At 46.4% G+C, this 21,540-nt stretch carries 22 protein-coding genes; 2 read left to right on the forward strand and 20 right to left on the reverse strand.

The window, feature by feature from the left end; translation table 11 throughout:
* Window positions 1-57 precede the first annotated feature (57 nt).
* The 7 genes from ACE04G_RS28425 to modA form a co-directional block, all read right to left on the reverse strand.
* Window positions 58-810, reverse strand: a complete 753-nt coding sequence (locus ACE04G_RS28425) for an amino acid ABC transporter ATP-binding protein (RefSeq protein WP_449004619.1) — start codon at window positions 808-810, stop codon at window positions 58-60.
* The gene (locus ACE04G_RS28430) at window positions 807-1,517 is read right to left on the reverse strand and encodes an amino acid ABC transporter permease (protein WP_036673453.1); all 711 of its coding nucleotides are present in this window, start codon (window positions 1,515-1,517) and stop codon (window positions 807-809) included. The genes ACE04G_RS28425 and ACE04G_RS28430 overlap by 4 nt, the downstream gene beginning before the upstream one ends.
* Before the next feature lie 85 nt (window positions 1,518-1,602).
* On the reverse strand, window positions 1,603-2,358 hold the full coding sequence (locus tag ACE04G_RS28435; protein ID WP_036605839.1) for an amino acid ABC transporter permease: 756 nt from the start codon (window positions 2,356-2,358) through the stop codon (window positions 1,603-1,605).
* 23 nt (window positions 2,359-2,381) lie between these two features.
* The gene (locus ACE04G_RS28440; protein WP_423804645.1) at window positions 2,382-3,203 is read right to left on the reverse strand and encodes a transporter substrate-binding domain-containing protein; all 822 of its coding nucleotides are present in this window, start codon (window positions 3,201-3,203) and stop codon (window positions 2,382-2,384) included.
* 316 nt (window positions 3,204-3,519) lie between these two features.
* Window positions 3,520-3,852 (reverse strand): hypothetical protein, encoded by a 333-nt coding sequence (locus tag ACE04G_RS28445; RefSeq protein ID WP_017692504.1) that lies wholly within the window; start codon window positions 3,850-3,852, stop codon window positions 3,520-3,522.
* 271 nt (window positions 3,853-4,123) lie between these two features.
* Window positions 4,124-4,810: a molybdate ABC transporter permease subunit gene (gene modB / locus ACE04G_RS28450; protein ID WP_449004618.1), complete on the reverse strand. Its 687-nt coding sequence runs from the start codon at window positions 4,808-4,810 to the stop codon at window positions 4,124-4,126.
* The gene (gene modA / locus ACE04G_RS28455) at window positions 4,807-5,679 is read right to left on the reverse strand and encodes a molybdate ABC transporter substrate-binding protein (RefSeq protein WP_221820952.1); all 873 of its coding nucleotides are present in this window, start codon (window positions 5,677-5,679) and stop codon (window positions 4,807-4,809) included. Before modA ends, modB begins: the two co-directional genes overlap by 4 nt.
* A gap of 237 nt (window positions 5,680-5,916) precedes the next feature.
* Here modA and ACE04G_RS28460 point away from each other — a divergent pair, with 237 nt between their 5' ends.
* Window positions 5,917-6,960: a substrate-binding domain-containing protein gene (locus ACE04G_RS28460; RefSeq protein ID WP_449004617.1), complete on the forward strand. Its 1,044-nt coding sequence runs from the start codon at window positions 5,917-5,919 to the stop codon at window positions 6,958-6,960.
* A 141-nt stretch (window positions 6,961-7,101) separates the two neighbouring features.
* Here the strand turns inward: ACE04G_RS28460 and ACE04G_RS28465 are convergent, their stop codons facing one another.
* Complete coding sequence (locus ACE04G_RS28465; RefSeq protein ID WP_449004616.1) at window positions 7,102-9,174, reverse strand: beta-galactosidase; 2,073 nt, start codon at window positions 9,172-9,174, stop codon at window positions 7,102-7,104.
* Between the two features lie 181 nt (window positions 9,175-9,355).
* Here ACE04G_RS28465 and ACE04G_RS28470 point away from each other — a divergent pair, with 181 nt between their 5' ends.
* A complete protein-coding gene (locus ACE04G_RS28470; RefSeq protein WP_221820955.1) occupies window positions 9,356-10,207 on the forward strand; it encodes an AraC family transcriptional regulator in 852 nt (283 codons plus the stop codon).
* A 77-nt stretch (window positions 10,208-10,284) separates the two neighbouring features.
* Here the strand turns inward: ACE04G_RS28470 and ACE04G_RS28475 are convergent, their stop codons facing one another.
* The 12 genes from ACE04G_RS28475 to cntA form a co-directional block, all read right to left on the reverse strand.
* Window positions 10,285-10,518: a helix-turn-helix domain-containing protein gene (locus ACE04G_RS28475; RefSeq protein ID WP_076211193.1), complete on the reverse strand. Its 234-nt coding sequence runs from the start codon at window positions 10,516-10,518 to the stop codon at window positions 10,285-10,287.
* A 9-nt stretch (window positions 10,519-10,527) separates the two neighbouring features.
* Window positions 10,528-11,004, reverse strand: coding sequence for a DUF2975 domain-containing protein (locus tag ACE04G_RS28480; protein WP_076211191.1), 477 nt, complete (start codon window positions 11,002-11,004; stop codon window positions 10,528-10,530).
* A 208-nt stretch (window positions 11,005-11,212) separates the two neighbouring features.
* Window positions 11,213-11,548, reverse strand: a complete 336-nt coding sequence (locus ACE04G_RS28485) for a DUF3024 domain-containing protein (protein ID WP_449004615.1) — start codon at window positions 11,546-11,548, stop codon at window positions 11,213-11,215.
* Between the two features lie 43 nt (window positions 11,549-11,591).
* Window positions 11,592-11,861 (reverse strand): 30S ribosomal protein S14, encoded by a 270-nt coding sequence (gene rpsN, locus ACE04G_RS28490; protein ID WP_036605831.1) that lies wholly within the window; start codon window positions 11,859-11,861, stop codon window positions 11,592-11,594.
* Window positions 11,862-12,179: 318 nt separating this feature from the next.
* On the reverse strand, window positions 12,180-13,376 hold the full coding sequence (locus tag ACE04G_RS28495) for a GTP-binding protein (RefSeq protein WP_449004614.1): 1,197 nt from the start codon (window positions 13,374-13,376) through the stop codon (window positions 12,180-12,182).
* Window positions 13,377-13,808: 432 nt separating this feature from the next.
* Window positions 13,809-15,041 carry a staphylopine family metallophore export MFS transporter CntE gene (gene cntE / locus ACE04G_RS28500; RefSeq protein ID WP_486095305.1) on the reverse strand — a complete coding sequence of 411 codons (1,233 nt, stop codon included), beginning with the start codon at window positions 15,039-15,041 and terminating at the stop codon, window positions 13,809-13,811.
* A 29-nt stretch (window positions 15,042-15,070) separates the two neighbouring features.
* Complete coding sequence (gene cntE / locus ACE04G_RS28505) at window positions 15,071-16,264, reverse strand: staphylopine family metallophore export MFS transporter CntE (protein WP_449004612.1); 1,194 nt, start codon at window positions 16,262-16,264, stop codon at window positions 15,071-15,073.
* A 14-nt stretch (window positions 16,265-16,278) separates the two neighbouring features.
* Entirely contained in the window at window positions 16,279-17,031 is a 753-nt protein-coding gene (locus ACE04G_RS28510; RefSeq protein ID WP_449004611.1) for an ABC transporter ATP-binding protein, read from the reverse strand.
* The gene (cntD, locus tag ACE04G_RS28515) at window positions 17,032-17,841 is read right to left on the reverse strand and encodes a staphylopine uptake ABC transporter ATP-binding protein CntD (protein WP_449004610.1); all 810 of its coding nucleotides are present in this window, start codon (window positions 17,839-17,841) and stop codon (window positions 17,032-17,034) included.
* Window positions 17,822-18,718, reverse strand: coding sequence for a staphylopine uptake ABC transporter permease subunit CntC (cntC, locus tag ACE04G_RS28520; RefSeq protein WP_449004609.1), 897 nt, complete (start codon window positions 18,716-18,718; stop codon window positions 17,822-17,824). Before cntC ends, cntD begins: the two co-directional genes overlap by 20 nt.
* Entirely contained in the window at window positions 18,718-19,650 is a 933-nt protein-coding gene (gene opp1B / locus ACE04G_RS28525; protein ID WP_133387061.1) for a nickel/cobalt ABC transporter permease, read from the reverse strand. Before opp1B ends, cntC begins: the two co-directional genes overlap by 1 nt.
* Window positions 19,651-19,841: 191 nt before the next feature.
* The gene (gene cntA / locus ACE04G_RS28530; RefSeq protein ID WP_449004608.1) at window positions 19,842-21,479 is read right to left on the reverse strand and encodes a staphylopine-dependent metal ABC transporter substrate-binding lipoprotein; all 1,638 of its coding nucleotides are present in this window, start codon (window positions 21,477-21,479) and stop codon (window positions 19,842-19,844) included.
* Between the last annotated feature and the right edge of the window lie 61 nt (window positions 21,480-21,540).

Raw genomic sequence — 21,540 nt, forward strand, 5'->3', positions numbered from 1 at the left:
CTGTTACAGCATATGCCGGGCCGGGATCGTCAGTTACTACAGCTTGCGCCTATATCGTCAGATGACATAACTCCAGTCGGAAGAATATCGACTGAGGAATTGACGAGTACGTTCCTGCTTGGGACGTACAAACACCTCCTCCGGGGTTCCTTCCTCCACAACGGAACCTCCATCCATGAATACAACCCGACTTGCCACCTCACGGGCAAACCCCATTTCATGGGTAACTACAATCATGGTAATCCCCTCTTGAGCAATGGAGCGGATGACAGACAACACCTCACCCACAAGCTCGGGGTCCAGCGCCGAGGTCGGTTCATCAAACAAAATCACTTCGGGATTCAGTGCCAGTGCTCTGGCGATGCCCACCCGTTGTTGTTGTCCACCTGACAACATACTTGGATACTCATTGATTTTGGCAGACAGTCCAACTTGTTCAAGCACATGCAGGGCACGAGTGCGGGCATCGGCTTTGGACATTTTCTGGGCAATAATTAATCCCTCGGTGACGTTATCCAGCACTGTCTTGTGTTTGAACAGATTATAATGCTGGAACACCATCGCTGTTTTTCGTCTCAACTGCACAATGTCATGTTTGCGTGCATGCTTGCAATCGACGGTTAATCCACTGATCTGAACCTCGCCCTCATCGGCACGTTCCAGAAAATTGACGCAGCGCAGCAGCGTTGTTTTACCTGATCCGCTCGGTCCAAGGATCGCTACGACATCACCCTGTTCCACGGTCAGATCAATTCCCTTCAATACTTCCTGCTTGCCAAAAGTTTTGTGTATGTTGGTTAGTGTAATCATGACACGCCTCCTTTGCTGTACACGGCAACCCGACGCTCAAGCAGAGCAGTGATCCGCTCGGCAATGATGGTCAGCCCCCAATAGATGAACGCTGCGGCGATAAAGGCCTCCAGAAACTTCAGACTGACGGATGCCACCACATCCGCTTTACCGAGGATATCCATCTGAGACACGGTAAAAGCGAGTGTTGATCCATGCAGGAACCCAACAAACATACTGCACAGGTTAGGCAATACAGCCCCGATTGCTTGAGGGATGATGATACGTCTTAAAGCCTGAAATGTGCTCATGCCTACAGCGTGAGCCGCCTCCATCTGGCCGATATCCACAGCAAGAATGCCTGAACGGATAATCTCGGACATATAGGCGCCCGCAGTGAGCGAGAAAGCAATCAGTACAAATACGAGAATAGGAATCGACGAGGATTGGAAAGCCCAACCGTAACGTTCCGCCAGCTTATCGATAATCATCGGAATGCCGTAATAGATGAGGAATAGATGCATCAGCATCGGTGTTCCACGCAGGAATGAAACGTAGAAGTCAGCAATGCGGTGAATCCACCGCACGCGATAAATACGGATCAGAGCCGTAGCCAGACCGATTCCGAAGCCTGCAATCAACGGAACAATCGTAATGACAAGTGTCAGTGGCAATGCCTTCAGGATTTGAAAAAAAGATGTATAGATAAACTGGAGATCAATCGACATATGCTCACCCCGCTATTCGTTTCAGTGAGAGTTCAAAAAGTCTGGTTTTCAGTACCGAGAAGATGCCGCCAGGCATGATTCGTAATCAAAAGCGGACTTTTTGAACAACCTCTTTCAGGCGTTTGGCTCGAATTGCCGGTTTGTGTACAACTCTCTTACGTTCATGACGCTGGAGTCTGCGTTCTGCAAAGGCAAATCCTTTTTCAAGCACAATAACAATGACATAATAGACCACAGACAGACTGATATACACTTCAAGTGCGTGGGACGTGGCCGAAATTAACGTCTGCCCTCTGCCCACCATATCCATGACACCAATGGAGAAGGCCAGAGAAGTATCCTTCAATGAACCAATTAACGTGTTAGCCATGTTCGGAAAAGCAACAATCAGTGCCTGCGGAACAACAATCCGCCGAAAAGACTGGAATGTGGTCATTCCCGCAGCATAGGCTGCTTCCGTCTGGCCTTTATCCACACTGCGCACCGCTCCGCGAAAGATCTCGGCAAAAGATGCCGCATCACTAAGCGCATAGGTCACAATGACAAATAACAACGGGTCGGTTCTCGATAGGTCGATGCCAATGGGTTTGAGCAACTCGGGAAGTCCGTAATACACCAGGAACAATTTGATCAGGATCGGTGTGCCCCGCATGAATGAGACGTACAGGGTAGCCAACTGGCTTAGTACCGGAATCCGATACAGCCGGGGAACGGCCAGAAGCACGCCGCCCACCAGTCCGAGCACGATGGAACCACCCAGTACAATCAGTGTTATATGCAAATATCGTAGCAGTTCCGGGATGAAATCCAGAACTAATGACAGATCAAATGATTTTCCCATTACCGCTGCACACCTTTCTCAGACTACTCTTCAACCGTATAGTCAGCTCCAAGCCACTCTGTGCTCAGTTTGCCTAACGTTCCGTCTTCTTTGATCGCTTTGAGCGCTTCGTCCACTTTGGTTTTGAGCTCCTGCTCATCTTTGTTCAGAATGAAGTACACTTTGGAGTTGGAGAGGGCATCGCCTACCGTTTTCAGCTGAGCATCAACCGCCTTATTCTGATAATCAATGGCAAACTGAGTGCTGATGGTGGCATCCACCCGGCCTGTTTTGATCTGGGTATTGGTATCCTCACCCGCTCCGGAATAGACGATATCAATCCCGTTACCGTTCGCTGCATTCCATTTCTCAGCAAGTACAGCCGCATTACTTGTAGCACCAACAATCAGTTTTTTCCCTTTTAGATCCTCAATCGATTTTACTTCCTCATTTTTCTGACTTACGACAATTTTATTTGGAAAAATATTATAGGCTTCATCATTAAACAGGAACTTGGCCTGTCTCTCATCATTCACTTCCATCTGGTGAGCGATCAGGTCAATTTTTTTCGTTTCCAGACTCAGCAGCAGGTTTTTGAAATCCATCGTGCTGAATTCGAATTCATACTCAGGCAAACGTTTGTCGATCTCCCGGATCAGTTCCACATCATAACCTGTTAACTTGCCATTCTCATCAATGAAGCAGACATTTGGGAACTGTGTACCTGTTCCTACAATGATCTTTTTCACTTTGGTGTCGCCTGCTGCCGAAGCAGATTCTGAATCATTGCTTGCAGTTCCAGTGCTGCATCCAGCCAGTACCGCCAGCATTGTAATGAACAGCAGTGCTGTCCGGAATTTTTGAATCCCCCGTTTTTTAACCATTCCCAATCTCCTCCACAGGCTGTTATCACAGCGAATATGATGTGTACTCCCCATCCTCAAACCTCTTAACAAACCATTCATACTTGTATACTCGGAATTAGGTTGAACAAAGAATATCATTACAAGTCATCTTTGGGCAATAACTAAACTAATAGGACATCCTGATAAGGTTATAGAACTTCTCTATGGCACAAGAAAAAGCCATCCCCCATATCGATTGGTGGATGGCTTCTTCTTGTATGACTCTCACTGATTATACCATTTTGGCGGTGCATCACTTGGTGTATACACTACTCATCTATCTGCGACTCGCCCATTTAATTTTACGTGCAACTTCCACTCGCTGTAATTGTAAGAGACCGATCCGTTCCTCGAACTTCTTGCGTTCGTCCATGGAATGAGCGGCATGAATCTGGTGGCACAGACCTGTCAGTTTGCTGTTGATGTAATCAAACCGTGTCCATAATTCCTCTTCTGGTGTGCGTTGCTGCTCCGTCGCCGTCTGAAATATTTTGAGTTGGCGGATAAGGGATTGCTGCCATTCCTGATCCTGAATTTGGATGGCAAAATGCAAAAGATCCAGATAGTCATCGATTTGCAACGAAACGCCGCAATCAGATTTAGTGTTCATCGTCGTCTCTCCTTATTTCAGTACTTGGCTGGAATCCATTACTTCTATCTTACAGGAACAAGCCCACTGAAAGCGAGTACTGAACGATTAAATTTCGGGAAAATTTTTATTTTTTTATGTTAAAACAGCTTTACATTTCCATTAAGACCAATTTGGCAGGATATTGATATTGGTACATATGAAATTGGTAATAAAAACCCGCATTAAGGAAAAAAGTTCTTTCCTTAAAACGGATTTTTCATCATTTTATATAATATTAGCACATATCAAATCAGTCGCTTTTCCCATCTCGCTGCTGTCTGGTCATCAGTAACATGAGAAATGAGATGATAATAATGGAAACAGTCCACGCCCAGGCCATGGTCTGATTGCCCGAATCCACAGCGACATAGATTGCCGTAGGTACCGTTTGTGTTTTGCCCGGAATATTGCCTGCAATCATCAGTGTGGCTCCGAATTCCCCAAGTGCACGGGCAAAGCCCAGGATGAAAGCAGTCATCAATGCTCTGCCTGCGAGCGGCAGGGAGATGTAACGAAAGACCTGCCACTCATTCGCCCCAATCGAACGACCCGCATCCTCCAGATCACGATCCACACCGCTGAATCCCGATTTCATCGTCTGATACACGAGTGGAAAAGCAACCACCACCGAAGCAATCACCGCAGCCCACCAGGTGAAAATAACCGGTGCGGAGAATATGGCTTCGATCCATTGTCCAAACAGACTTTTACGCCCCAGTATGACAAGTAACAGAAATCCAACCACCGTCGGAGGAAGGACTAGCGGCAGCATAAATGCCGTTTCCAGCAGAATCTTTCCCCGAAATGAAGAACGTGACATCTTCCAGGCTATCGCAATTCCGAGCACCGTGGCCACTACGCTGGATAATAACGCAACCTGAAGCGATAGGCGCACCGGTGACCAGAATACGGACCAGTCTATGGCGTTCACATTCATTCCGGAATTGTGAATCCGTATTTCTTGAAGATATCGAGCACTTCAGGGGTTTGTAAATACGCATAGAATTGTTCGGCTTCCGTACGGTGTTTCGTTCCTTCAATAATACCTACCGGATAATTGGCTGGTGTGTAGCTATTCTTGTCCACCTCAAACGCAATTTTCACCTGATCCGAAGTAAGAGCATCCGTTTTATATACAAATCCTGCATCTGCATTACCTGTCTCTACATATTGAAGAACCTGTCTAACGTCTTTCCCCTGCACAAGTTTGCTTTCCAGTTCATCCCACAGCTTGGCATTGGTCAGAGCTTCCTTGGCATAGGTTCCCGCAGGCACACTTTCCGGAATCCCAATCGCTACCGTCCTGATGGAGTCGCTGGTGAGATCCGTTTCACTGGTTACTGTGTGTGTCCCATCTGCTGGCACAATCGCCACCAGTGAATTCTGTAGCAAATTCTTCTGATCGCCCGATGCAATCAGGTTTTCATCCACTAGCGCATTCATATTTTTTGTTGCCGCCGATACAAAGACATCAGCTGGGGCACCCTGTTCAATCTGCTGTTGCAAGGCACCCGAGGCGCCAAAGTTAAAATTAAGTTCTATATAAGGATTAGCTAGCTCATAATTGTTTTCAATCTCTTTCATCGCATCGGTCAGACTTGCCGCCGCAGAGATTGTCAGATCTACCGTTTCCTGCGGATCTGTATTTTCTGCTGATGAACTTTCACCTGATGCCGCTGGCGTTGAGGTCGTTTGTTCTGCACCCGTGGATGTATCCGTAGTGCCCGTGTTTGCGCCGCAACCAGCCAATACAAGAGCCAGTCCCAGTGACATACTTCCCAACACATATCCGATTCTCTTTCTCATTCATTTCTCCCCCAACGTTATCTTTGGTTATAACTAGTTATAATTGATTATATCTAATTATACACAAGACAAAAAAAATGGGAAGGTGATTAAGATCACATTTGGCTTTTGTTATCTGTCCTACGCGTTTATTGCGTGTTCTCAGGTTTATGGCATCCCTCAATTAATGATATAGTACAAGAAACATTCATAACAAAACCATCATTGCTCTATACCTTTGAAGGAGGATCTTCACTTATGACGGAGGAGCAATCCTACACAACCGAAGAAATATCCAAGCTACTCAAAATATCGAAACTGACAGTTTATGACCTGATCAAAAAAGGAGACCTCGTCGCATACCGTGTAGGTAAACAAATGCGGATTGATGCTACCGATCTGGAGGCATATAAACGTCGCTCCAAGCAACTTCAGTCCTCAGGTCAGCGTATCCCGACTCCTCATCAGACCTCGGCATCAGGAAATCACCCAGGTCAGGGTGATTTTCAGGGAACTTCCTTACAATCAACTACACCTGTTGGGTCTGCGCATGCGATTACTCCAGCGAGTTCTGCTCATGCAATGACTGCTCTACCACGGCATCTGGTCATAACAGGTCAGGATGTCAGTCTGGATATTCTAATGCGCCATATGGAAAAACAAACTCGGGATATTCGTCCGCTACGCTCGTTCATGGGTAGTCTGGATGGGCTTATCTCGATGTATCGCGGTGAGTCCGATCTGGTCAGCACCCATCTGCTCGACGGAGATACGGGTGAATATAACTTGCCGTATATTCGCAAAATTCTGACGGGGCGGTCCTATGTTGTGGTAAACCTGCTGTCACGTCCTGCCGGACTATATGTACAGCGTGGTAATCCGCAGAACTTACAGAATTGGACCGATCTGAGCAAGCCTGAACTGAGACTAGCTAATCGGGAGAAAGGTTCTGGCGCGAGAGTATTGCTGGATGAGCAACTTCGGCTGCATGGAATTCCTGCCGCAGGTCTGATCGGATATGAAACCGAGGAAACCAGTCACATGGGCGTGGCTGCCAAAGTCAGTTCAGGTGAAGCTGATGTCGGAGTTGGCATTGAAAAAGCTGCACGACTTGTGGGTCAGGTTGATTTTGTCCCGCTCACTCAGGAGCGCTATGATCTGGTCATGCTGAGGAAGCAAGGTAATGAAGCCTGGACTGAATCAGTACTGCGAATTCTCCAATCGCCGGAGTTTAGGCAGGAACTGCAATCATTCGAGGGATATGATGTATCCCGGACAGGTGAGATTTTGTACGAAGCATAGGTTTACGAAAAAAACACCCCATTACAGCCCATGCTAAACGGATGCTACACCAGATGCATATACAAAACGCCTTGCAATGGCTGCAAGGCGTTTTTGGTGTTTCTTTATATATATAACTCATTATATTGAAGAACAGGCTCCTCATTGCGGTAAATCAATCTCCAGGATGAATACACCATACGCGGGCATGTTGATCTCATTCTGAAGTGTTGTACCGGACAGTAACTCTTTTGCTTGCTTCTTAAGCTTGATAGCCACTTGTTGATCCGAGTAGTTCAGTAAAAATACATAAGCTTTATCCTTACCGGAACGGATACCAAGCTCAACTTCGGACGGTACCTCTACCAGGTCACCCACAGGTGAAGATAGCCCTATTTCATCCAGAATAGCATCAACGACCGGTTCATTGTAAGCCGCTCCATAATACCATACTTGCCCCTGACCTACCACACGTTTGGTCAATGCAGGACTACCTGCATAATATTCGGATGTATACTCAGCCACAACCTGTACGTCAGGATGCTCCACATGAAGAACTTCATTAAATCCGGCCGTTGACGTTCCCTCCTGAAGTCGCCCACTCGCCCCACTCCATTGCAGTTTGGCTGCTGGAATGGTTCCTTTGATTAAGGTAAAGTCCTCTACGGTTACACCACACAACTCAGCGACAGCCCCAGGGAACGGTCTCATGTAACAATGCCCCTTGAGATCTTTATATCCGGTGCGCGCACCGAAAAACAGAGTGCCTCCTTGACTGACATAGGCTTGCAGAAGTTCTGCTGTCTCGTCTGTCATGATGGCCGGATGAGCATAGATGATCACCTTATATTCGGATAACTCTTCCAGTGTTGTCGTTGGTTGCAGTGTAACCATGTCCGTCGGAATATGACGATACTGGAGCTGTTTATACCAGGAGCGTACACTCTGTTGCTGAAGCGGACCGTGCCATTCGTCCAACTCTCCGTCCCAGATGTTATCGTAATCCTGTAGGATCGCAACATCGGCTTGATATGTAGTGCCCGCAATAACACGCCCGATCTTGGCAAACTCTTCCCCTACTTGTGCAACCTCGCGTACCCTTCTATTGGGTTGATTATGGTAATCATTGATGCCATGCCAGTACATCTCGGTGCCAAATGTTGCCGTCCGCCAGCGGAAGTAGACGAGCAGATCTGTTCCGTGAAGAACAGATTGATACGACCATAATCGGATCTGTCCCGGTCTTGGCGTACCCATGCCTATACTGTCAACCCAGCCTCCTGGCCCAGACTGTTGTTCCATGACGCAGAAGTTCGGTGACATGTTGCGTACGTTCGACAGTTTCATGCTCCAGGCCCGATCTTGTAATGAGTTAACGTCTGTCCCTGGAAAGATCGTGGCAAACTGCGGATACGAATCATAGGAGAAAAAATCCAATAAATCCTCTGTCATTTCATGATTATCCAAGTGTCCAAATGTACCGTTTGTTGTGATCCAATGTTCCGGATCCAGTTCCCGAATGATGTCCACCTGAAGCTTGGCAAATGAAATGGTATTTGCTGAGATGAATCTCTTTTCATCTAGTGCCAAATGAGGATTGGGCGATTGACTGACCATATTTCGGGTAAGGTGAACTTGCTCCCAGTCAGTATAGGTCTGACTCCAGAAAACGGTTCCCCATGCCTGGTTCAGATTCTCTAACGATTCATAACGATCCTTTAACCATTCACGGAAGGCGACATGGTCAGCCTCAGCATAGAAAACATCCATATGACAATTGAATTCGTTATCGATCTGCCATCCAATAAGAGCCGGATGATCTTTATAGGCAATCACCATATTGCGCACGATTTTCTCACATTGCTGTCTGAAGATTGGGCTGCTGTAGTTGGTATGACGCCGCATTCCGTGTTGATACAACACCCCGTCCTTATTTGCGTTTAATACTTCAGGATATTTGGATGTTAACCACGCTGGTGGAGTTGCAGTGGGTGTTCCCAAAATAACACTCAAACCGTATTGATGCGCCAGATCCAGTGCCTTTTGGAAAAAACTAAAATCGAACTGGTCTTCTTCTGCTTCAAAGATGGACCATGCGAATTCAGCCATCCGAATAACTGTGATATTCATCTCTTTCATTCTACGGAAATCGTCCTCCCACAACGCTTCCGACCAGTGCTCAGGGTAATAACAGACCCCCATTTTCAATTCATCCATTTGGATTGATTTTGCCACCTTTAATTGCCTCCTTAACCTGCCATATTGCCTCCATTCTATTGGAACCTTCACAGATAATAAATGACAAGATTATGCGACATATAATAGAATATTGTCATTGTCCAAGATTCAAATAACAGTAGGCTGAATCTATTTCAGTTCACTACATAAAAATATTGCGTTTAAATGGAGGATACACGTGAAAGAACACATCTTTCTCCCCAAGCCGGTTTTCCCCAGACATGTATGCTTTCCCGATTTTATTGGAGGGTACAGTGATTTTCCGAAACATCATGTGCATCGAGAATATGGCACCACTGAAATTAACTTGGATCAATGTTATAACCTGCACCTTGTCCTGGACGGTAAAGGATTTCTGGACACGGGAACCGCTTGTTATGAGCTAATGCGTGGGCAAGGATTCCTCTATGGTCCCGGTCTCAGACAAACGTACTACTCAGATTTAGATGATCCTTGGAGCATTCGTTGGATTCATTTTTACGGTGTTCGTCTCGAAGAACTGTTAAATGGGAAAGGCGTTGACGAGCCCTGGTTGTTTCAGTGTTCCAACTTTCCGGTGGTTACCGCGCTCATGGATCGATTACTGGAGCTAGGCAGAGGCTATCAGGTGGAAGACGAGCATAGTGTGGCAGCTACACTCTATGAGCTTCTGACCCGATTGCAATCCGCTGCGAGCCAGATCAATGTTTCGCTCAATCACACTTCCGAGCGAATTCGTGAAGCAGGGAATTATATTCGTTCCCATAGTAACGAGCACATTACACTAGACCATGCTGCCGGGATTGCCGGATACAGTACAACATACTTTAGCCGAAAGTTCAGTCAGACGTTTGGCATCTCCTTCCCGGAATTCCTCTTGGAATCCAGGTTATTACATGCGAAACAGCTGCTCGCAACAACCAACCTTTCCATTAAACAAATTACGCTGGAAACGGGATTTTCACAGTCAAGCTACTTCATCCGATGTTTTAAAACCCAGGAAAACGTAACACCCATGCAATTTCGAATGATGCACAATCATTCGTTATAGGCATGGCACGTATTTCTTGATCAAGACACGTAAAAGAAGACTCTGCATACAACATGCAGAGTCTTCGTCGGTCACTTTTATAAATGCTCATTTGTATCTTCGTCCTCATCAGCCTTATATTCCAATATATCTCCAGGCTGACAATCCAGTGCTTTACAGATGGCATCCAGAGTGGATAAACGGATCGCTTTGGCTTTTCCTGTTTTTAATATGGAAATATTGGCGATCGTGATCTCAACTCTCTCTGCAAGCTCGGTAACCGTCATTTTCCGCTTTGCCAACATCACATCAATATTGATTATAATGGCCATATATTCACCTCAGACCACTAGGTCATTTTCTGATTTGATATCAATCGCTTCCTGTAACAATCTTTGGAGCACAGCGGAAAATACTGCAATGACCAATGAAGCAAAAACAGGAACCATCCCCATAAGAATGAGGCCTGGGGCATCATCTTTCTCTGCGACAACATAAACAAATGGCAACATCACAAAATAGAGACTACTGATTACAATAGCACAATATTTTATTGTTTTTAAGGATTTCACTGACATTAGAGAGAACGCTTCATTTTTGTCGATGTAGCTCAGCAGACGGAATGCCTGGTACAGTGCAACAATAAACGGAATAACGGACACATACATAATAATCACTATGGGGTATAGTGCACCTGCATAATTCGGATTCACCGGGTTATTTGCTAACCAGGGTATGCCGAATATACATAAGGCAAGAATGGGAACACCAATAAGCAACACTGCCAATTTTAAAAAGAGGGTCGTACCTCGCTTCACAAAAAGCACCTCACTTGTTTTAAGTGATATGAATTTATCATATTATTTATCGTTTTACAATAAATTTTTATTGCAAAACAGATTTTATTTATTCTTTTGCCCATTAAGGAAGAAAGACCAAAAGAATAGCCCCCTCTTTGCTTCAATGTTTCTTGGACACAAAAAAAGTCCAAAGATAGCCACTGCATGTGGTTATCTTTGAACTCGCTCATGTACGCCAGAACAGTCCAGCCTCATCCCGTTCCACCTGCTCGAGAACATTCTCAAAATCGGAACAAGGTGTAATAACATCTACCGGATTCCAGCTGCTCTGTTCATCTCTGGCATACACTTTCCACTGATTTTCTTCCCAGTAAAATCGGGCAATGTGCATCTTGTCCCATTGATACCGTTCTTCGGCAGGTCTTTCTTCGGTCAGGATCAATTCATTGTCATTCATCTCATATGTCAATTTCACCATCGTACGGATTGGCGCCGGAACCTTCTCGTGAATATAACCGTTCATCACCGACTGAATTCTTCGTAACGTAAACGAGTCCAGCATGAACATGCACATCCTTTCAGCAAAATACCACCCTTTGATCATTTTACCAGCTGGATTTTGTTACGCCAGGAATCTGTCCTTGATGGGCCAGTTCTCTGAACTTAATTCGAGATACCTTGAACTTGCGTAGATAACCCCGCGGGCGACCTGTCACTTCACAACGGTTCTTCAAACGAGTCGGAGATGCATTACGTGGCAATTTCTGCAATGCTTCATAATCCCCTTTTTCCTTCAGCTCCCGGCGCAGGTCCGCATATTTTGCCACGATTGCCTGACGTTGCTTCTCACGTACCACTTTAGATTTTTTAGCCATGAATGACAGCTCCTTATTGATTGAATTTATGTTTATTTATCTATATAAATTGAACTAAAGAATATTTACACTGCACACTCCGATGACAGAACAACCTTCCGATCGCTGTTATCCCCAGATTTTTTTGATTCCTTTTACAAAGGGTAAATCCGGGGATAGCGTATGCTTCCGATGTAGCTTTCTTGCAGAAAGCTTGTAGGCGAACGCTCCGCTTCTTCAGGTTCTTTCTGTCCTCTCCGTTTTGTGTAAATGTTTATTTCAATTTATATAGATGTGCTTATACAGCGCTACTCCCAATGCAAAACATCATCTTCCGAGTTATACGGCTTCCACAGGCCATGGCAGCGGATTGTCGAAATGACCCCAATCGGCTAACATTTCTTCATCACTGAGCAGGCACTGGTCCAGCTCGTCTTCAATGCTCTCACGCTCCATTTCGATCCCAATCATGACAAGCTCCGTCTGACGATCTCCCCACTGGGCATCCCATTTCTCCAGAACATCGGGTTCGCTACGTAAAATCTCCTCTTTGTCCGCTTCCGGCAACGCCGCGACCCAATGTCCCGCAGGACCGAACTGAATGGATGGCCCTGCCTGACTGAGGCTTGCAGCAACATCCCCTTCAGCCGCGATCCATACTAAACCTTTGGCGCGTACCACTTCTTCCGGCCAGTAACTCATGAACTCAGCCAGACGGGAAGGATGGAATGGCTTTCTGCGGCGATAAACGAAGGAACCGATGCCATATTCCTCGGTTTCCGGTGTGTGCGACTCCTTCTCCAGTTCCTGAATCCATCCAGCGGACATGCTCACTTTCTCAAAATCAAAGCGGCCTGTATTTAGAATCTCGGACGGATTCACCTGTCCATTCTCGGTCCGAATGATCTTGGCGTTAGGCTGTAACTTGCGGATGATACCTTCGAGCTTGTTCAGCTCGGTGTCATCGACCAGATCACATTTGTTCAGTAGCAGCACATCACAGGTTTCGATCTGATCAATCAACAAGTCTACGACGTCACGGGTGTCCTCATCTCCGGTCGCCTGGTTACGATCCAGAAGACTCTGCCCTGATCCAAAATCATGCCAGAATCGATTGGCATCCACCACCGTTACCAGACAATCCAATCGGGCTAGGCTAGTCAGATCAATACCCGACTCCTCATCGGCGTATGTAAAGGTCTGTGCAACTGGAACAGGTTCACTGATGCCGGTGGATTCGATCAAAATATAGTCATACTTGCCTTCGTTCACCAGCTTCTCAATCTCTTGCATCAGATCATCCCGCAAGGTGCAGCAGATACAGCCGTTCGACAACTCCACCAGTTTCTCTTCGGTTCGAGACAAGGTTGCCTCCCCCTTAACCAGCGCAGCATCAATGTTCACCTCACTCATGTCGTTGACGATCACCGCAACTTTGAGTCCCTGTCTGTTGTTCAACACATGATTCAAAACCGTCGTTTTCCCTGAACCGAGGTAACCACTCAGTACGGTTACCGGAACTTGCTTTTGTGTCATAGAAATCTACTCCTTATATGTGCAGTCTGTGTAATTCGGACTTTAATAGTAATTATTACGATTAACAACAATGACTATAATCCTGTTGGACGGTCGTTGTCAAACTATTTTTACGAAATAGTCCAGAAAAATGGATAAGAAAAACATCTACCGATGTACTTTCACAGAAGACAGACCGCTTTTAGTTGAAGTTTTTCTTACAATAATCGAATTGTTCAGCTCCGCTGAAAACTTATAAATTCTAAGATATAAAAAAGACCCATGATCTGTCTCCTGCCGCTTTGTATCCTGATGATACGTGCCGGAAAATTCAGTTCATGAGCCTTTACCTTACTATTCCATATCGGCGTTCCATTCGTACCTCAATACCGATACCTCGCAGTAACATCCGGCTGTCTATTACTGCCCAGGATCATTCCACGACCATACGGTTCAGCTTGCCACCACAGATTTGGCCTTATTCCCCGCTTCCATCCGTTGCCTGAACACCAACACCAGAATCATCGCTGCAATAGAGAGCAACGTGCAGATCATAAACATGGTCGAATATGAACTCACCTGTACAATGAATCCCATCGCAAGTCCTCCCAGGGAGAATCCAAGGTCATACGAGGACATGAAGATCCCCATGAGTACATATCTGGATTCCGCAGGCAGCACAAAAGACAGATATGTGGTTAATGTCGGGTACAACAATGCCAGGGCAAAACCGCTGAACACCGCGGAGAGATACACCAATGGCCCGATGATCTCCATTAAGCTGAGTAATTGGGTACCCAGTGCTGCACACAGCATTAACCCTGCCATCAGCCAGGTATTCCAGCTACCGTCGGACGGAATTTTTTTACGCAAAATAAACCTGCACAGGATCACAACCAATCCCTGTATCGTCAGAAATACCCCTGCACTCGCCATTCCGGTGGATACCATATACAGGGGAAGAAAGGTCGCTGTCGCCCCAAAGACGCAGGACGCAAACAACATCACCACACTGCTAATCAGCAGTGGCGTACTGCGCCAGATGCCGCCGAATGAACGAAACATATCGCCCAAGGTGTACGATTTGTTCTGCACGGTACTCCGCGGCAAATCCACATTATATCCAATCAGAAGTGGCAGCGCCGCCAGTCCGATCATCAGCAGCGTAAACGCCAGATCACTGGCATTTTCCCAGATTTGTATGGCGAGGATCGGAATGACCAGAGTAGGAACCATCGTAAACAGGGTGTACATGGAGAGCCCTTGTGCCCGGTCTTTGTCCTCCAGCTTTTCCACAATGCCTGCCTGCATCGTCATGGAGAAAAAGGCCGTAGCTACCCCTTGCAGGGCCCGCAACCACAGATACGTCTCCACACCAAAAACAACAAACAGCAGCAGCGTACCCGCATGCAAAAGCAATAGCCATTGCATCACTCGGAGCGGCCCATGCTTACCCAACAGCTGCGCTGCAAAAGGTCTCAAGAGCATACAGGTGAACATATATGCCCCCATCATCAGACCAATCTCAGCCTGATTTAATCCAGCGGCCTCACTTCTCAGAGGCAGAATAATCGTCAAAGCTGAATTTGCCGCAAAAAATAAAAAGGCCAGCATATAAAACCGGATAAACGAAAAGGATACCGGATTTAATTTTCCATTGGATGTTGCATTCATTGAAGCCTTCAAACGTTCGTCACCACTTTCTCTCCTGGCAGTCAACTCACAGATGTACCTGTCACGGGTCTCCGCCGTTCATAGGCAAAAACGACCATTACCGCTCCTAGGATAGCACACATCATGTACATAAATGAATAGGAAGAGAAGTCAGCGACGGGTCCCATAATCACACCACCCAGAGAAATCCCCAGATCCGCCATCGCGATAAATAACCCGATCAGGACGTTCCGGTTCAGCTTAGGCAACACAAAAGACAAATAGGTCGTGAGCGTCGGATACAGAATGGCTTGAGCAATGCCCATGAATATAGCCCCGACATAGAAAAAGACTACGCCTCCTGTCACCGAAAAACTCACACATTGGGCAGCAACGGCCAAAAGAAAAAGGGTACCCATGATAAAAGGAGAATGCCATCTCCCATCAGAAGGAATCCTTTTCCGGAGCATGATTCGAGCCAGCACAACCGTCCCGGCCTGAAGCATCAGATACACACCCGCATTCCCATTTGGTACTTGGCTCGCATACAGCGGAATAAAGGTTGTAATTGCACCAAATACAACGGAAGCCGCAAGCATCAATACACTGCATCGAAACAGAAACGGATTTTTCACCAACTGAGCAAAGGATTCCCACATACTCACGTTCTGCTCCGAAAGATTCTCAGCAGGTTGCTCCTTGCTTGGTTCCATTTTGGCGGTATATCCGAAGACGCCCGTACAGACGGCAATGCCGATCAGAACCACTGTAAAATAATCCATACCACCCGTCTGCCAGATTCCTAACGCGATAATAGGCCCCACGATCCCCGGTATATAACTGAACAACGAATAATACGAAATTCCCTGTGACCGATCTTTCTCCGGAAGAGCATCAATAATGCCAATCTGCAAGGCCATGGAGAAAAACGCTGTTGATACACCTTGCAAAATACGAGCAACCAAATAACCTCCGAGTCCCGTAAAGGTATATAAAATCAGCGCAAATCCATTGATGATCAGAATCAAACGCAATATTTTGATCGGACCGTGCTTTTGAATAATCCGACCTGCCCAGGGTCTGAAAAACATGGTTGTGAACATATACGCGCCCATGATCAGTCCAATCGTTGTACCGCTCGCACCCAAAGACGCCCCTTGCAATGGGATGATCACGTTAAGAATGGCATTGGCACTGAAATATAGAAGAACCAGTATGTACAAGCGCAGAAAAGGCCAAGACATCGCTCCACTCACAATGGGTGTTCCCCCTAAAATGTAATTAAATGCTTCAATAATTTCTTCGCATAGTCTGACTGAACATCCTTTAGCTGCTCAATAGGAACGATCTCTTCAATCTGACCCTCTCTGAAAATGATAACCCTGTCACAGATATAAGCTGCCGCCTGTATATCATGTGTGATAAAGACATAACTCAGCTTGTAGATTTCCTTAAGCTCTTTCAACAATTGCAGTACCTGAATCTGAACAGACACGTCTAGTGAGCTGATCGCTTCATCGAATACGATAAGTTTTGAGGCTGTCGAGATGGCCCTGGCAATGCACACTCTCTGAGCCTCCCCGCCGGATAGTTCATGCGGATATTTGGATCTATAGGAAGGGTCCAGTCCAACTTGATTCAGCAACAGATCTACCTTTTCTGAGTTGCCCTGATCCTTCCGTAGCTTCTGCTGCGCTTGCATAGGTTCCATAATGGCAGCTTCCACATTAAGAAATGGATTGATGGATGACGTATAATTTTGAAAAACGGCGCTGAGGTTACCCATCCGTACACGTCGATCCTGTACGTCTTTACCATCCAGCGAGATCGTTCCACGATCCGGCCGTTCAATGCCCAGGATCAGACGGCCCAACGTCGATTTGCCGCTTCCGCTTTCACCGATGATGCCCAGACATTCGCCATGCCGGCATTCAAAAGTAACTTGTTTCAACACCTGTTGTTTGTGCTTGGAGAACAGTCCGCCTTGGTTATATGATTTTTCAATACCTTCCACCTTTAGCATCTATAAGTCCTCCTGCATCAACGCCTTAAAATGATTGCTCAGCTCCAATCGGGTAGAGACCAGATACTTCGTATAGGCATGCTCCGGCTCTGTCAAAACAGAATGCATGCTACCGCGCTCGACGATCTTGCCGTCTTTCATGACCATCACGTCATCTGCAATCTTCTGAACGACGCCGAGATCATGGGAGATGAACATCATGGAACAGCCCATGCGTTCGCGTAATTGAATCAATTGCTCCACCACTTCATATTGGGAGATCGTATCCAGCGCCGTTGTCGGCTCATCCGCAATAATGAGATCGGGCTCAAGCACCAATGCCAGTGCAATCATGATTCGTTGCAGCATCCCACCGGACAGCTGATGTGGATATTGATTCAGAATCTCGCGCGGATGTCTGAGCATGACGCTTTCCATCGCATTGATGATTTTCCGCTCAATCTCGCGGGTATTCCAGCCAAAATGCTGCTGAAGCGTCTCCCGAATATGGACACCAATAACACAGGAGGGATCAAATGCACTCATGCCATTCTGCAAAATCATACACAGATGCTTGCCCCGCTTACGCCGCATCTCCGGTTCCGAAAGCTGGTTCAGGTCTTCGCCCTGAAATAACATTGTGCCCGATTGGCGAATCCATGGCTTGTTCAGTCGCATGATAGCCCTGCACGTAACGGACTTCCCACTACCACTTTCCCCCACGATGGCCATGCAGCTTCCCTGCTTAACTTCGAATGAAATGTCATGAATGATCACTTTACCTGTATTGGTATCCCATACTTTCAAATGTTCAACCTCGACTATATTCATAAGTCGTCTTTCTCACCTCACTTTCGTAAGACTTGTCAGACTTACCTTGAGAGGTCATCAATTTGGGGTCCAGAGCCACTTGAAGGGCATCCGATAGAAAATTAAAAGCAGACACCACCACCACAATGGCCAGGACCGGTGCCAACATCAATTCAGGTCTGGAGAACATGACTTCTCTCGCCTCATTGAGCATCATGCCCCACTCCGCATGCGGAGCCTGAATACCAAGACCCAGAAAGGAAAGACCCGAGATCTGCAACATCATCGAACACATGGAACCACTGGCTATGACGGCAATATCAGCAAAGGTAACCGGAACAATATGTTTCGTTATAATTCTCAGATTGGGTGTGCCGGAGGCTTTGGCGAATTTCACATAATCCATATCGGAGAATTGCATCACAGATGTTCGAATAACGCGGGCAAACCAGGCCCATTTCATGCACACAAAGGCAATCAAAATATTCTCCAGTCCTGCACCCAAAATACCGACCACCGCCAGTGTCATCACGTATCCGGGGAAAGACAGCATAATGTCACAGACTCTCATGATCCACGCATCCACTTTCCCCTTGAAGTAGCCTGCGACGAAGCCAACAATAGCTCCAATCAGAACAGAAAGGCTCAGCGCAACAAGAACCCATAACACACTTGGACGGATTCCATAGATAAGCCGGGATAATACACATCTGCCCAGATGATCATTGCCTAATAGATAATCCCAGGACGAGGAGGCATAACGAAGCTTCATGTTCACTTGTCCAGGATCATGCGGCGCAATAAGCGGAGCCAGTACGCCCGCCATAATCGCGACCATAATCACTACCAAAGAGGTCAACGCAAGCTTGTCTTTGCTCAGATTCTTCAATATTCGCATCAGAATTCCTTTCTCAAACGGGGATTCATCGCCGCATTAATGATGTCGGATAACGTGTTAAACAAGACAAAGGTGACAGCCAACATCAGAACATACGCCTGAATAATCGGAAAATCCCTGCTTAAAATGGATTTTACACTGAGCCTACCGAGTCCCGGCCAGGCAAATACATTTTCGATGACTACCGTACTGCCCAGTACAATCGGGATCGCCATGCAAAAGATGGACACAGCCACCTGTAATGAATTTCTTAGAATATGCAGGGTAACTTTCTTCTCACTTAGACCGCTTGCCCTTGCATATAACACATAGTCCTCATTCATATTGCTCAGCATGGAACTTCGAACCGTTCGGAAATAAATGCCCGTATAACTCACCGTGATTACAATCACCGGTAGAATGTAGCTTCGATACGAGTCCATGCCACTGGTAGGTAACAGGTCCAGCTTGACGGAAAAATACCAGATCATCATGGCTGCAAGCCAGTAGGATGGCATGGCGGTAAGGAAAAATGATACACCTCTGACCGATCGATCCAGCAGCTTGCCTTCTCTCATGGCACAGATCACACCCAGCAGAATGGACAGCGCAATAATGAATACCGATGAGACAAGCGTTAACTTCAATGTATTCATAAAAGCCGGCCCCATCAATGACCATACGGGTTCACCAGATACATAAGAGTTACCAAAGTCCAACTGCACAACAGCCATGATCCAGTTCACATACTGGATCATGAACGGCTGATCGAACCCCAATGCCTTGTTCGTCTGAGCAATTAATTCCTCTGTGATCTGCGGAACTTCCTGTGCCTGTAACACAACAACCGCCGGGTCCAAGGGAGATAGATTAATCAGAACAAACGTTATAAATGAAATGATAATCAGTAAAGGGATGGTTAACAGAATCCTTTTGACGATATAACTTCCCATAGCCATCTCCGCTCTATTTAAATTGAACTAAACAATATTTACACTACACTCCGATGACAGAACAACCTTCCGATCGCTGTTATCCCCAGATTTTTTTGATTCCTTTTATACAGGGAAAATCCGGGGATAAAGGCGAACGCTCCGCTTCTTCAGGTTCTTTCTGTCCTCTCCGTTTTGTGTAAATGTTTAGTTCAATTTATATATTTAAAATTCATTTTTTCAAATGGCAGTTCATATTGAGTCTGCTTGAATGAGATTCCATTAAGATTCTCGGGAGCGACTACGGTAACACGTCCGTTGGTAATCGGGATGAAGACTGCTTCATCATGGACGATCTTCATAATGTCAGCATACAGGGATTGGCGTGAAGCCTCATCCGTGGAGACCATAACCGCATCGATTTTCTGATATAGTTCATCTGCTTCGGCAATTCCGCTTGTCGTATGTTTGTATGCTGAATCAGACGTAAATGCAGCAATGGTACTCTGTGGATCATAGGCCAGCCCCCAGGTTTGATTAAAGAGCAGGTCATATTCCCCGGTGGCTCTCCGATTCGCAATGGAAGTGGACTCTTCGCCCAAGATTTCAAGCTGAATTCCCAATTCTTTCATGGAGTACTGGATCAATTCGGCCTGTATTTTCTGTGAAGACGAGTTGCTGTCATAGTATAATTTCATGGCTAAAGGCTGACCGTTCTTCGTTCTCACCCCTCCACCATCTGCCAATGTCCAGCCAGCTTGGTCCAGAAGATTTTTAGCCAATTCCGGATCATACTCCCGTTTCTTCAGGTCTACCTTGGCGTAATTGACATTGGCTGAAAATAGCGTGTCCGCTACAGTCTGCGTTCCGTTGAAAATATCTTTACTGATCGTTTCCCGATCAATGCCCACCCATAACGCTTCCCGCACTGCCGTTTCCTGAACCGGACTATTCTGGCGACTGCTATTGGCTACGATCATATTCGTATTCATTGCTTCACTTCGGACCACTTGATAACCACTAGATTCAGCCAATTGATCCATGGCTTCGACATCGATACTATCTGCTCCCCGGTCATCGGTGAACACAAAGTTGATCTCTCCCTTTTGTAGTGCCAGGAATGTCGTTTCACCTGCGGGAAGAACCTTGGATGTGATTTTCTTGATTGCAGGTGCACCACCCCAATAGTCTTCATTGGCTTCAAACGTGGCATTCTCTTCGACTTTATGAGCAGTAAGCTTGTATGGTCCTGTGCCGTGGAAACCACTTACTCCGTCTTTGGTTCCACCATCCTTGAAATCCTTGGGTGATATGAAGACGTAAGGTCTTGTCATTGACAATTCCACCAGTGCCGGATAATAGGCTTCCGACAGCGTCAGCTCCACCGTATGCTCATCGATTACCTTTACACTCGTGATTTTGGTAGACAGCTTGATCCAAGCATGTTTTTCGGCATTTGCCTGTACTGCATCGATATTTTGTTTAACCGCCTCTGCGTTGAACGGCTCCCCATCATGGAATTTCACATCTTGTCGCAGATGAAAGGTATAAGTCTTGCCATCCTCGGAAATATCCCATGATTCAGCCAGCAATGGCTTGATTCCGTCAGGGGTGTTTTCCACCAGAGACTCATATACCATCCCTTGCGCAGGCATGGAGCCTGTATACAGATGAGGGTTCATATCATTAATATCTTTGGCAGAAGCATAGATAAGTTCCGTTTGTACTTGGCTATTGGCAGGCTCCGTTTGTGCGCTCTCTTTCTCTTTTGGGCTCTGTCCGCATCCGGCGAGCAGCGCAATGGCAGACACCAGCAATAGTATGGATGTAAAAGTAAGACCCTTTTTCACAACATTTCCTCCTGATGATTAAGTTACAAGCAGACCTTGTAGGTTACATCGGACCACTCCG

This window comes from Paenibacillus sp. AGC31 (genome assembly GCF_057334655.1).